General features: G+C 63.6%; 14 protein-coding genes. 8 read left to right on the top strand and 6 right to left on the bottom strand.

Going from position 1 to position 11,950, the window contains the following annotated elements; all coding sequences use genetic code 11:
* The first annotated feature begins 87 nt into the window (after nucleotides 1–87).
* A complete protein-coding gene (locus tag EDF69_RS18325) occupies nucleotides 88–681 on the top strand; it encodes a class I SAM-dependent methyltransferase (protein WP_132884333.1) in 594 nt (197 codons plus the stop codon).
* A 95-nt stretch (nucleotides 682–776) separates the two neighbouring features.
* Here EDF69_RS18325 and EDF69_RS18320 read toward each other — a convergent pair whose 3' ends face one another.
* On the bottom strand, nucleotides 777–2,945 hold the full coding sequence (locus EDF69_RS18320) for a catalase (protein WP_018250473.1): 2,169 nt from the start codon (nucleotides 2,943–2,945) through the stop codon (nucleotides 777–779).
* Between the two features lie 673 nt (nucleotides 2,946–3,618).
* Here EDF69_RS18320 and EDF69_RS18315 point away from each other — a divergent pair.
* From EDF69_RS18315 to EDF69_RS18300, 4 genes are all read left to right on the top strand, one after another.
* Entirely contained in the window at nucleotides 3,619–4,794 is a 1,176-nt protein-coding gene (locus EDF69_RS18315; RefSeq protein WP_035366856.1) for a zinc-dependent alcohol dehydrogenase, read from the top strand.
* 365 nt (nucleotides 4,795–5,159) lie between these two features.
* Nucleotides 5,160–5,834, top strand: coding sequence for a putative quinol monooxygenase (locus tag EDF69_RS18310; protein WP_010408781.1), 675 nt, complete (start codon nucleotides 5,160–5,162; stop codon nucleotides 5,832–5,834).
* Nucleotides 5,834–5,980 carry a hypothetical protein gene (locus tag EDF69_RS18305; protein WP_018250478.1) on the top strand — a complete coding sequence of 49 codons (147 nt, stop codon included), beginning with the start codon at nucleotides 5,834–5,836 and terminating at the stop codon, nucleotides 5,978–5,980. Before EDF69_RS18310 ends, EDF69_RS18305 begins: the two co-directional genes overlap by 1 nt.
* Nucleotides 5,981–6,547: 567 nt before the next feature.
* Nucleotides 6,548–7,378, top strand: a complete 831-nt coding sequence (locus EDF69_RS18300; protein ID WP_010408784.1) for a BglII/BstYI family type II restriction endonuclease — start codon at nucleotides 6,548–6,550, stop codon at nucleotides 7,376–7,378.
* Here the strand turns inward: EDF69_RS18300 and EDF69_RS18295 are convergent.
* The 4 genes from EDF69_RS18295 to EDF69_RS18280 all read right to left on the bottom strand — a co-directional run bounded on the left by EDF69_RS18295 (nucleotide 7,344) and on the right by EDF69_RS18280 (nucleotide 9,601).
* Nucleotides 7,344–8,030 (bottom strand): MT-A70 family methyltransferase, encoded by a 687-nt coding sequence (locus tag EDF69_RS18295; protein ID WP_029623207.1) that lies wholly within the window; start codon nucleotides 8,028–8,030, stop codon nucleotides 7,344–7,346. The genes EDF69_RS18300 and EDF69_RS18295 overlap by 35 nt on opposite strands.
* The gene (locus tag EDF69_RS18290) at nucleotides 8,030–8,197 is read right to left on the bottom strand and encodes a hypothetical protein (protein ID WP_154651464.1); all 168 of its coding nucleotides are present in this window, start codon (nucleotides 8,195–8,197) and stop codon (nucleotides 8,030–8,032) included. Before EDF69_RS18290 ends, EDF69_RS18295 begins: the two co-directional genes overlap by 1 nt.
* A 67-nt stretch (nucleotides 8,198–8,264) precedes the next feature.
* Nucleotides 8,265–8,972 (bottom strand): DUF6118 family protein, encoded by a 708-nt coding sequence (locus EDF69_RS18285; RefSeq protein WP_183937292.1) that lies wholly within the window; start codon nucleotides 8,970–8,972, stop codon nucleotides 8,265–8,267.
* A gap of 11 nt (nucleotides 8,973–8,983) precedes the next feature.
* Nucleotides 8,984–9,601, bottom strand: a complete 618-nt coding sequence (locus EDF69_RS18280) for a hypothetical protein (protein ID WP_066282979.1) — start codon at nucleotides 9,599–9,601, stop codon at nucleotides 8,984–8,986.
* Nucleotides 9,602–9,616: 15 nt separating this feature from the next.
* On the opposite strand from EDF69_RS18280, the gene EDF69_RS18275 reads away from it, so the two are divergent.
* Together EDF69_RS18275 and EDF69_RS19740 are read left to right on the top strand one after the other, a co-directional pair.
* A complete protein-coding gene (locus tag EDF69_RS18275; RefSeq protein ID WP_066282988.1) occupies nucleotides 9,617–10,123 on the top strand; it encodes a hypothetical protein in 507 nt (168 codons plus the stop codon).
* 1 nt (nucleotide 10,124) lies between these two features.
* Complete coding sequence (locus tag EDF69_RS19740; RefSeq protein ID WP_231376736.1) at nucleotides 10,125–10,604, top strand: hypothetical protein; 480 nt, start codon at nucleotides 10,125–10,127, stop codon at nucleotides 10,602–10,604.
* 641 nt (nucleotides 10,605–11,245) lie between these two features.
* Here EDF69_RS19740 and EDF69_RS18265 read toward each other — a convergent pair.
* Complete coding sequence (locus EDF69_RS18265; protein WP_231738481.1) at nucleotides 11,246–11,539, bottom strand: response regulator; 294 nt, start codon at nucleotides 11,537–11,539, stop codon at nucleotides 11,246–11,248.
* A gap of 100 nt (nucleotides 11,540–11,639) precedes the next feature.
* On the opposite strand from EDF69_RS18265, the gene EDF69_RS18260 reads away from it, so the two are divergent.
* Nucleotides 11,640–11,948 carry a hypothetical protein gene (locus EDF69_RS18260; protein ID WP_010409222.1) on the top strand — a complete coding sequence of 103 codons (309 nt, stop codon included), beginning with the start codon at nucleotides 11,640–11,642 and terminating at the stop codon, nucleotides 11,946–11,948.
* The last annotated feature ends 2 nt before the right edge of the window (nucleotides 11,949–11,950 follow it).

Raw genomic sequence — 11,950 nt, 5'->3', positions numbered from 1 at the left:
TTCCGATGATCCAGCAGGCTTCACGATCGCGAGACACGAGCTTGCGGCCTTTGCTCGTCCGGTCGAGCGCTACCGGCCGGGTTCGAAGTGACGAGCCCGATCGATCTTGCCGGGTTCGCCGCCAAGTTCGCCGGCGACGACGATCCCTGGCGCACCTTCACCGCCCGTGACGAGGCGGTGAAGCGTGCCGCGATCCTGCACGCGATAGGTCACCGACCGGTCGGACGGGTGCTGGAGCTGGCCAGCGGCAACGGATCCAACAGTGCCGCGATCGCGAGGATGGCGTTGCGCCTCGATGCGACCGAGGGCACGAGGGAGGGGGTCGACCTGACGGCACGCGCCGTTGCCGCCTGGCCTCGTGCGTGCGCATCGCTGCTCGTGCTCCCCGGTCGACCGCCACGTCTCGTCTATGACGTGATCGTGATCGCCGAGATCCTGTATTACCTCTCAGCGCGAGAGATGGCCCGGGTTGCGCGTGAGATGGCCGCTCGCCTGCGCCCAGGCGGCATCATCGTGCTCGCGCACCACAGGATTGATTTCTACGATTTCGTCCAGCATGCGGCAGGGATCCACGCCCGGTTCCTCGCAGAGACCGGGCGTTGTTGGACGGTTCGCACCGCGGGCCGCACCGGCCGCTGGGTCGTTACCGCGGCCCGCGATGGTATGACCCGATCCCGTTGAACGCGAGCGAGGCAGCACGTCCCACGTCCGTGCGATATGAGGCTTGCCGTTAAGTGGAGCGGCAGGACGTCCACCTGCCGCTCCCGCCAGGGTCGTCAGGCCGCCGCGTCGAGATCGACCTTCATCTCCCGAGCCCAGAACCTGAGGTCACGACAGGTCGTGACGAACGCCTTGACGTCCTTGCTCTTGCTTAGGGCTACGAAGCCATCGTCAAGCTCCGGCACCCGAGAAGCGTCGAACAACGTGGCGGCTGCATCGGTGTAGCCGATGAACTTGCAGTGGCCGAACGCGTCCGCCACGAAGTCCTTGGAGGCCGCATCCTTGGCGAGCATCGCAACCCCCTCCTCGGACGGGAGCACCGCGACGGCATCGAACAGGACCGAAGGTCCGCCGTCGATCTTCTGCTTGGCCGCGACCTTGGTGCCGTCGTCGAGCGTGACCCCGCCGATCTTCGGCGCGACCACCTCCCAGACCGCGCCTTCGGCTTCCAGCGCCTTCGTCAGCGCATTGAACAGCTCGGCGCTCGACCCATCGGTCAGCAGCAGGCCCATCTTTCGCCCGGCGAAATTCGCCGGGCCGTTGGCGACGATCGAGAGCGCCGACGATGTCGGCAGGTCTAGCGTCGGCTTGGCCGCCTTGGCGGCGTCCGGCAGGTCAAGGCCGAGCCCGTCCGCAACGGTAGCGGCGAGATCCTCGTCGATGTTGCGCAGGTGGCTGACCGCCCGGGCCCGGATGTCGACACGATCTACCTTCGACAGCTCGAACACCAGCGCGTCGCCGATGTGCTTCTGCTCGATCGGCTGCTGGCTGAGATAGAACTGCCGCGCCTGGCTGTAATGATCGGCAAAGGTTTCGGACCGAACCCGCTGCTTAGTCCCCTGAACCTCGGCGGGGAAGCTGGTGAAGCCGATCTCCGCGTTCTCGCGCGGACCGCCTTCCGCGCCCCAGCTGTTCGGCTCATAGTTCACGCGCCCCTTCGGATTGCGCATCGCCATGTGGCCGTCCTGCTGGAAGTTCATCACCGGACAGCGCGGGGCATTGATCGGCAGGTGGGTGAAGTTCGGGCTGCCGAGCCGCTTCAGCTGGGTATCGAGATAGGAGAAGTTGCGGCCGTGCAGCAGCGGGTCGTCACTGAAGTCGATGCCCGGCACGATGTTCTGCGTGCAGTAGGCGACCTGCTCGGTTTCGGCGAAGAAGTTGTCGACGTTGCGATTAAGCGTGAGCGTACCGACGATGCGGACCGGCACGTCCTCCTCGGGGATGAGCTTGGTCGAGTCGAGATGGTCGAAGGGAAGCTTGTCGGCGGTTTCCTGATCGAACAGCTGGACGCCGAGATCCCATTGCGGGAAGTCACCGCTCTCGATCGCCTCCCAGAGATCGCGGCGATGATAGTCGGGATCGGCGCCGCTGATCTTGACCGCTTCGTTCCACAGCACCGACTGGAGCCCCTGGCGCGGCTTCCAGTGGAACTTGACGAAGGTCGACCTGCCTTCCGCGTTCACCAGGCGGAAGCTGTGGACGCCGAAGCCCTCCATCGTGCGGAAGGAGCGGGGGATCGTGCGATCGGACATGATCCACATGATCATGTGCCAGGCTTCCGGGGTGAGGCTGGCGAAATCCCAGAAATTGTCGTGTGCGGTTTGCGCCTGGGGGAACGCCCGGTCGGGCTCCTGCTTAGCCGCATGGACCAGATCGGGGAACTTGATGGCATCCTGGATGAAGAACACCGGGATGTTGTTGCCGACGATGTCCCAGTTGCCCTGCTTCGTGTACATCTTGACGGCGAAGCCGCGCACGTCGCGCGCCAGATCGCGCGAGCCCTTGTTGCCCGCTACCGTTGAGAAGCGGACGAACACCTCCGTCTGCTGCCCGACCGTGCTCAGCACGTCGGCGCGGGTGTAGTCGGCCAGACTGTCGGTCAGCTCGAACACGCCGTGCGCGCCATAGCCGCGTGCGTGGACGACGCGCTCCGGGATGCGCTCGTGATCGAAATGGAAGATCTTTTCGCGGAGGATGAAGTCCTCGAGCAGCGTGGGGCCCCGCAGACCCGCCTTGAGACTGTTCTGGGCGTCCGCGATCGGGATGCCCTGCTGCGTGGTCATGGTAAGTGCCGCGTCCGAGGTCGTCTGGCGGGTTTCGCCGCCATGGCCCTGCTGCTCGGCATAGTTCGTCGGCTGGTCGGCACCCGCCGGCAGCGGCGGTGCCTTCTTGGCCGTCTCGCCCTTGAGTTTCACCGCGTCGCTTTTGATGCTCTTGCGTGCCATGGACGTAATCCTCCGATCATGCCCTTAATGCCACCAGCGCCACGGCGATGCGAGGCATAAATCTTTGTAGCGACTGGGAACCGACCCGGAGGACCGAAATCAAGTTATGTCAGTCGAGCATGGTCGCCGGTTCGGACGACAGGCGCGGGCTCGGCAACGTAAGTGTTCATGGCTGCGCAGAACCCGACTGCGGCTTCCTTGGTCCTGGATCACAGCCAGGGAAAGCCGATATGAGCCGGTTGGAGATGTCTTAACGCCTTGCCGTTAGCCGAGCATGATGTACTCCCAGGTCGTACAGGTTTTCGACTGCGTCCGGCACGACCACGATCTGTGGTTGGTGCTGCTCGCCGGCCTGGTTTGCCTCTGCGGAATCTATGCGTCCTTTGCCCTGGCCGACCATGCCATACGCTCAGGGCGGAAGACGCGCAGCCTGTGAGAACCTATCACCATCGTGTCGGCCGGCTGCACGGCCTGGGCGACCCACTTCATTATCTTGCTGGCTTTCAAGCCGGGCATGCCGTCTGCGTTCAACCCGCTGGCCGTACGGCCGTTTTACGGCCGCTCGTTGATGTAAACGAATCAAATGGACAGGGACCCATGCCGCGGCTCAAGGCGTTGAGCGTCATAGACATGGCCCTGACGACAGGGACATGCACTCAGATGAGGAAACGACATGCGCGCACTATGCTGGCACGGTAAAGGCGATGTCCGCGTCGACACCGTTGCGGATCCCGAGATCAAGCACCCGCGCGATGCGATCATCAAAGTAACCGCCTGCGCGATCTGCGGGTCGGACCTTCACCTGCTGGATGGCTACCAGCCCACCATGGAGGCCGGCGACATCCTCGGCCACGAGAACATGGGCGAGGTCGTGGCGCTCGGGTCCGAGGTCACCAACCTCAAGATCGGGGACCGGGTGGTGGTGCCGTTCACGATCAGCTGCGGCGATTGCTGGTTCTGCAAGAAGGGTCTGTTTGCGGCCTGCGATCGGACCAATCCGAACGCCGAGATGGCCGCCAAGGCGATGGGCCATTCGCCCGCCGGGCTGTTCGGCTTCAGCCACATGCTGGGCGGCTACTGCGGCGGTCAGGCGGAGTATCTCCGCGTGCCGATGGCGGATGTCGGTCCGATCAAGATTCCCGACAACGTTACCGACGAGCAGGCCCTCTTCCTATCGGATATCTTCCCGACCGGCTACATGGCCGCCGAGAATGCGCAGATCGAGCATGGCGACACCGTCGCGATCTGGGGCTGCGGTCCGGTCGGCCAGTTCGCCATCCGCTCCGCGCTGATGATGGGCGCCGGCCGCGTGATCGCGATCGACGAGGTGCCCGAGCGACTCGCCATGGCGGAGGCCGGTGGCGCTGAGACGATTAACTTCGCCGAAACCGATGTCTACGACGAGCTGCAGGCGCGAACCAAGGGCCGGGGCCCCGACAGCTGCATCGATGCTGTCGGCTGCGAGGCGGCCGCGCACGGGGCGGCGGACGCGGTCATGGACAAGGTGAAGGCAAGCATGATGCTCGCCACTGATCGCGTCCACGTCCTGCGGCAGGCGATCATGAGCTGCCGCAAGGGCGGCACGGTCTCCGTGCCCGGCGTCTACGTCGGGATGGGTGACAAGCTTCCGATCGGTGCAGCGATGAACAAAGGACTAACGATCAAGCTCGGCCAAACCCACGTGCAGCGCTATACTAGACCGTTGCTGGAAAAAATCGTCGCGGGCGCGATCGACCCCAGCTTCGTGATCACCCACCCGGCCAGTCTTGAAGACGCGCCAGAAATGTACGCTAAATTCCGCGACAAGGAAGAAGGTGTGATCAAGGTTGTTATGCGCCCGCACGGTTGATTGGCGGAATAACCGGGAACAGGACGCTTATCGATGCCGATCGACACCGCCGCTTTGGAGCACGTGTAGCGGCGGTGTCGATCAGCTTGCGACCAAGTATGTCGGCAGACCTAGGGTCAGGACTCGTTGACCATAGCGAACAGCGATGGCCGACGCACCAGGAAGCGAAGCGCCACTTGGCGTGCGGTCGCGCCGTGGCTGGCCGCGATCTCCTCCAGCACGCGCCCGCCAGGGGTGCGCGGGCCGGGGAAGTCGCCCTGGCCGAACGGGCTGTCGGCGCCCGGCCGCGCGAACTTCCCATGATTTAGGCCCAGGACGCCTTCCGTGGAGCTCGAGGCGCTACCATCGGAACAAGGAGAGAAAAGATGCACAAGGCACTGTTCGTAGGCATTGAAGCCGGGCCGACCCACCAGGAAGATGCCGCTGAATTCCTCCGGGGTGCGCTGGAGCCGGTCGAGCATGAGCAGGACACGCGGCACTGGTACGCGCTGCGCTTTGGCCCCGCCGACTTCGCCATCTTCGATACCTTCCCCGGCAATGCCGGCCGGCTGAAGCATCTGTTCGGCACGGTCGGCCGGGCGCTGGTCGTGAAGACCTTCACCATCCTCAACGGATTGCCGGAGATCGAGCCGGCCGACATCCTCGCCCTCAAGGTGCCGGCGGCGGACGCCCTGCCGCGCTTGGCCCTGCATGTTCCGCTTGAAGCACGGGACGGTGCGGAGGAAGAGGTTGCCCGCTTCCTCCAAGGAGCCCGATCGGCCGTGGAGCGGGAGCCTGGCACCCTGTCGTGGTACGCTCTGCGTCTCGGAAAGACTCGGTTCGCCATCCTCGATACCTTCGCCGACGAGGCAGGGCGCGAGACGCATCTGTCGGGCGAAATCGGCACGGCGCTATCCGGAAGCGCTGCTTCGCTGTTCGCCGAGCCTCCCCAGATCCACCGCGCACAAATCTTGGCGTTCAAGATTGCATCCGCTGGTGATGAGGAGAGGACGAGCAGGAACACGTCGGTCGCGCGGCCCCTTGAGAGAGGGACAGTCTGATGGACACGAAGCAGAAGGTGCTCGTTGGAGCGGCCGTCGCCAGCACCGCGGCAGCCGGGGCCGCGTTCGCGTTCAAGTCCGCGGGCACGGATTCGAAGCTCACCAAGGTCGCGTGTCCGCCGTCAGCACCAATGGCACAGATTTGAGGTTGTGATTTAAGGAGGATCTGGGCTTCGTCGTAGTGACGAAGGAACGAAGATGAAGCCCAGATCCTCCAATGTAAAATCGCCCGCCAAGGCCTCAGCAGAGCGGGTAGTGAACCGTGGATTTGAGGGATGCACAGCTCCCTGGGGTCGATTGTCGTTAGCGGCAAACCATTGAACATCGGGTATGGTCAGTTCCGTCCGCTCACGGACGTGCTGATCGGAAAAGCGCTCTCTACCGCCACAAGCGGTGTAGAGGGCGACTAGGTGCTTGGTCGCAAGATCCTTCTCCAAGCTGCGGGCACCCGCAATTTGGGCGAAGCTCGATCGCCCCAATAGGGAGCCGTAGCGCTCAGGGCTGACGCGCTCTCCGTCCAGCTCCCTATCCTCAATGAGACGATCTAGTGCGAGAAACAGGGCATCCACCCACCACCGCTCTACCCGCTTGCCGGCAAAGTCGGATAGGTGGCCAATCCTCTCGTGCGCAATCGCCTCGGTGAGCATAGGGGCCTCGCCCTAGCCCGGCAATCTATGGCACCTGGGCGCATCAGAAGCGACTCTTGGACGAGCATGTTTGAAGATCTGGCCGCTCGCGGCTTCCAAATTGAGTTTCACAGCCATGCCACGGCCATCCTGAGCGTCGATTTTCCCGACGCGATCGGGGAGTTGGAAGCGGCGCTCGGCGCGCTATCCATCCCAATTGAGGAGATCATCGGCTCGGGTGGAGGCGAGACAAAGGGCACTCAGCGTCTCCGGCGCGCCTTGGCCGAGCTGGGCTGGCACAAGGTCAATTTCACGATCGAAAAGCGCATCAACGGCGTCCAAAGGGAGTCGATCTCCCATGAGGTCGATCATGTCCGTACCTTCGCCGATGGCCGCGTCATCGCGCTCGAAATCGAGTGGAACAACAAGGATCCATTCTTCGACCGCGACCTGGAGAACTTTAAGCGGCTGCACGCGGAGGGGGCGATCAGCGTTGGCGTGATTGTCACGCGGGGATCGAGCCTACAGGACGACATGGTGCAGCTCGTCCGCCGGTTTGCAACCGAGCGGGGTCTGGAGTCGAGTGATGACCTTGGATCTTTGGGACTGACGCCCACCCCCCGGCAGAAGGCCGATGTTGCTCGGCGTATGCGAGCAGGCGGCGCGACCTTTGCAGACGCTTGGTCGCTTAGTTTCGTGAAGGATAAATATGGGGCCGCCACGACCCATTGGCGAAAGCTAGAAGATCGCGTGCACCGCGGCGTCGGCAATCCATGCCCGCTCCTCCTCATTGGACTACCCAGCTCAATCGTCACTTTCGATGAGCATCTCGACGTGGGCGCCATCGCCGAGGGCGAGGAGGAGCAGGAGATCCTTGCTGAGCCTATTCAGCCGCTTCCGCCACCAGCCCAGCCCTAGAGTGATGGGCATACGTCGGCCAGGAAGGGGTATATTCCTCGTCCGCCTGGTTGCCCCATACGGTCCAATCCGGCCGCGTTCCACGCGAGAACATCTCCAAGAACGGGCCGGGGCTGCATTCCTCAATCAGCGGATATTGCTCGTCAGGCTTACGGCTGTGCTCCCGCTTGCGGCTCTCAAGATAGTTCACCTGTGTCCGACCCGGATCAAGCGTGCGGGCGTTCTTGCCCCGGACGCCAAATAGGATCAGTTCTGTAACGTTGCGGAAATAGAATCCCACGCCCCGACCATCAGATCCGCCATCCTTGCGGATCTTCCGCCATACGATGTTGGATTTATACTCAAAGCCCCATTCCCGCATTACACGCAAGCCGTCCGGCAAGAGCGCATTAGGCACCCACAGGTAGAGGTGGGCGGTTGGCGCAACGCACTCCTGCACCGGTAGCTCGCAAATCTCGTCCAGCGTCATTGTCCCGTAGCGGTTTAGGCGGCGGTGCTCGGGTGCCACCTTCCCGGTACGGTTTTGAAACTGCCACGGCGGATCCGCCAGTACTGTTCTGAAATTGCCGCCCCCTGCGACGTTCAACAGATCCATAGCTGCCGGACTATAATCCGGTGACTTCTTGGACGCCTTGCGCTTGGATTCTGACATTAGGCTGCGTCCTCATTCTTAATCGATTTTGGCGCGCGACCCACATAGCCACGCAAGCCTCGCCGGATGACCTGACTCACTGTTTCGTCACGACTATCAGCAACTTGCCGTGCCTTTTGCGCGAGCTTCTTCGGCACCCGCACTGTTACAACGATATCGTCTGCCATATGCCTCTCCGGCGTACCATGTATGTTCTGGTATTGCCTTGTAATACGGATTGCAAGACGATTACCCTCACTTACGAGCCTCTTTGCCTACTGGCTCGACCGTGCCGGTGCACTGCACCGATTTTCCTGTCTTGTTGGCGCGCTTCTGACACGCCTCCAGCACCTCACGATTGGCGGTCACAATTCGATCACCCGCGGCGATGTTGGCGAAAGCGTCGGGCGCGCTTGCCCGCATGAGGCGCTGGCCGCCTTCCCACATCGGCAGGTCGAGCGAGCGTGCCGCCATCTTCTCCGGCCATTGCCAGCTCGCGGGCACGGCGCGCGCGACAATGCCGGCGAACACCGCCCACAGGATCATGCCGACCACAATCCCGCCGATCGCGCTCCACATCAGCCAGCGGTTCTGCTCATCGCCACGCCGCGCCGACACGACATAGCTGTGAAGCTGGCGCGTCACGTCCTCCAGGCCGGTGCGCGCCGTAGCGATCGTCTGCCGGTCTTCCTGGCGCGCCGTGCTTGCCGCCGCGGTGATCCGTCCCGCCAATAGCTCGGGCGTCATCGCCAGCATCGGGCTTTTGACCAGCATATCGACGCGCTGCGCGGTGGCGGTGATGTTGTTGGCGATCACGCCTAACGTCTCGGAATAGTCGGGCGGTTCCGGCACCTCCATGCGCTCGGCCGTCAGCCGCTCGACGGCACGGCGCATCAGCGTCACCTCGGCGCGCAGCTCTTCGAACGCCTGTGCGGCTTCATTCGGCCCTTCTTCATCCGTCACACGTCATCCCCTTATAGGCTCATGCCCCTGTCGCGCTCGCGGCCGATCCCGATCGACTGCTCCAGCGATTTCTCGATGCTCCGGCCGCGCTCCAGTTTCAGCTCCAGCTCGGGCGCGCGGCGCTCCAGCGCCTTCGCCAGCTCAGGGTCCCGGCGCAGGCCCTCGGCCATCGCGCCCATGCGCGTGGTAGCCTTCTCGGCCCGGACCTGGTCGCCGCCTGCCCGCTCGCGCGCCAGTCCCCGCCAACTCTCCACAAACCGGTCGGCGCGCGCGTCGGAGTCGAGCCGCACCCGGCGCTCCTCGGCCATCGCGCGCACCGCGCCGCCGGTCTTGCCCTCCGCCGCCTGCCCGATCAGCCCAGGATCGCGACGGAACGCGGAAGCGAGGTCGCGCGCAGCATCGGGCCGCACCTGGTCCAGCGCCTCGCCGGCGCGGCGCAACGCGCTCTCCTGATGCGGCAGCACCGGCAGCTCCTGCGCGCGCATCCGGCCTATGTCGGCCGACGCCCGCGCATAGCGTTCGATCGCCCTGGCCTGATCCGGCTTGCCGCCGCTCGCCGCGCCAGCACGATCCGGGGTAGGTGCCTTCTCCGGCGTGGCGGCAGGCTTGGGCCGGAAGCCCGCGAACATGTCCCTACCAAGTCGGTGTACCTGCACATCGCCATGCCGGCGGGCTGCGACCCTGCCCTCGGGCGAGCGGTCAGCAACTGGAACGCTCAAGGGTCGCGCTTCTACTATCAGTGGGACGCGGCGAATAACCTGACCACCACGCGAGGGACCGAGACCACGGCTCAGATCGTGACCGTGGAGGACGGCTATCCCACCAACTCGACCGCCCTCGCGTCGACCAACCTGTGGACCAGCGGATCGACCATCACCCAGGCAGACGTGATCGTGAAGGCCGATTACCTCTGGTATTATGGCGATGAGTCGGGTGGGCGGTTCCATTGCCCGTCTACTCGGTCGAGCCCTCCTTCCGGCTCGTTTGATTATGAGTCGACCATGACGCATGAGCTCGGCCATGCTTTGGGCTTCGGTGAAGCCAACAACACGGCGTGCGTCATGCACTATAGTCAGCCGGCGGGCGTGGTGCGTCGCACCCCGTGCTCGACGGAGACGACAGCGCTTCGCAACGCCTACGGAGTGCGGTGATATGAGGGTCGCGGTGTGGTCGGTAGCGGGATTGCTGCTAGTGTCCTGCTCGCCGAACGCACCGCAACCCGAGGTCCCGGCCGGCTGGAAGTCGGTCGGGATCCCTTCGTGCTGCACGGTCGCCATTCCATCAGATGCGACTCTGAAGGCGGGAAAGGACCCGGTAGACGATCCGGTGTTCCTGCTGCGCGGGCCGGGCTACGAAGGCATGTTCACAGTGACAGGCCGAGGATCGGCGCTGCCGATCGCGAGCTCCGGGACCAACTACAAAGCGGATCAGCTCACGCTCGACGGCCGCCCCGCAGGCGTAGCTTCCTACCGTGTCGCCGACCCGAACTATCCCGAGCGCCGCAGCCTTCTGTGGACGTTTGCTGGGCGGAACGACGGATCGGGGAAGAACCTGGTGCTTGATCTTTCCTGCAAGGAAACGGGTTGTGCCGTATTCCTGCCTATGATCGGCTCCCTCGACGCAAAACCATGAATACTCGCTGCCTTATGGGTCAATGCCGACCGGGAAGCCGATCCGGCTTGTCGGCCGGCTGGAGCGTTCGTTATGGGGCGACGACGACTTTGGCCGGTTCCAGCTAGACGACGCCGCGGTCATCGCAGTCGACGGGCCACGTTGAGGCGGGCCCGGCTGGGCCGAAGGTCGAGCCCACGGGTTGGGTAGGCGGGATAACGACGCAGCCGCTACGATCGGGGCGGTTCCTTTATACCGGCTGGGGCATGAAGAGAATCCTATCCCGACCATTGATCCCATTCGGGACGGTCGCGGCCAGCGCGCTTCGACTGGTTCAGTCGTAAACGTATATCTGTGCCCGCTCTATGCGCCACCCGCTGTTCGCAAAAGCCTTCCTTTCTGACGACCTTGCCGGCGGGCCATGACCGCACCGCATTTCTGCTGCCCGCCGCTTGTCAGAACTGTTCTGAAAACGTGCTTCGCAAAAGCGTCTGCCGGCGACGGGTTTGGAGAACCCACTGGTAGAAAGCGTGAGCATGACGCCTCGTTTGCAAGCAGCGCCGGATAATGGCGAGCACACTGGCAGATAATTTGAGCAGGTTGCCACGCGCCAGTGGCAGATAGCGTGAGCAGAAAATCTGGCTGTTTGCGAGCAGGCGCCGTTATGATTGCAAGCGCCTACAGATATTGCCGCTGGCGATCACGATCTCGATCCAGGGCCAGTGCTGTGCGACATGACGCGCCAGCGCAAAGCCGTTGATCGATCCCGGCATCTCGACATCGGAGAACAGCAGGATGGTGTTGTCGGCCTGCTCCTCCAGCAGCACGATCGCGGTATCGCCGTCCATCGCCTCATGACAGCGAAAGCCGGCGTCCTCCAGGATCAGCGTCATGTCCATCAGGATGATCGGGACGTCATCGACCGCGAGCGCGAAAGGTACGGTCGACGTGTTCATCACCTCTACAACCGCCTGTATCCATAATCGCTCCCGCGACCGGCACGATGCTGCCGCCAAATCGTTGATGGCCTGACGGAAATTCGAGGGAGAACATCGAATGCGTAGCCTGGTTGCTGTGTTCACGGTCGGGATATTCGCGATCGCGACCCCTGCCGGCGCGCAGGACATGCCCGGCGCAGTCGATCTGGGCGCGCAAGCGCGCACCCAGGTTCAGTCAGCGACTGCTCGTGGCTATGCCGAACGGGGCGGGGCGGCGACCGCGCGAGGTCCGAACGGGGTGCCACTGTCCGCTCGCGCGAAAAGCTATTGCGACAGCTATTCCGCACGGTTGCGCCAGTACGGCGCGAAGGATGGGCGAGTGATGAAGCTGGCAGCGGCCTGCCGGCAGGCAGGCTATCGCTATTGATC

Source organism: Sphingomonas sp. JUb134 (genome assembly GCF_004341505.2).
Lineage (GTDB): Bacteria > Pseudomonadota > Alphaproteobacteria > Sphingomonadales > Sphingomonadaceae > Sphingomonas.
The sequence above is the reverse complement of the archived record's forward strand: the minus strand, read 5'-3'. Positions and strand labels throughout refer to the sequence as shown.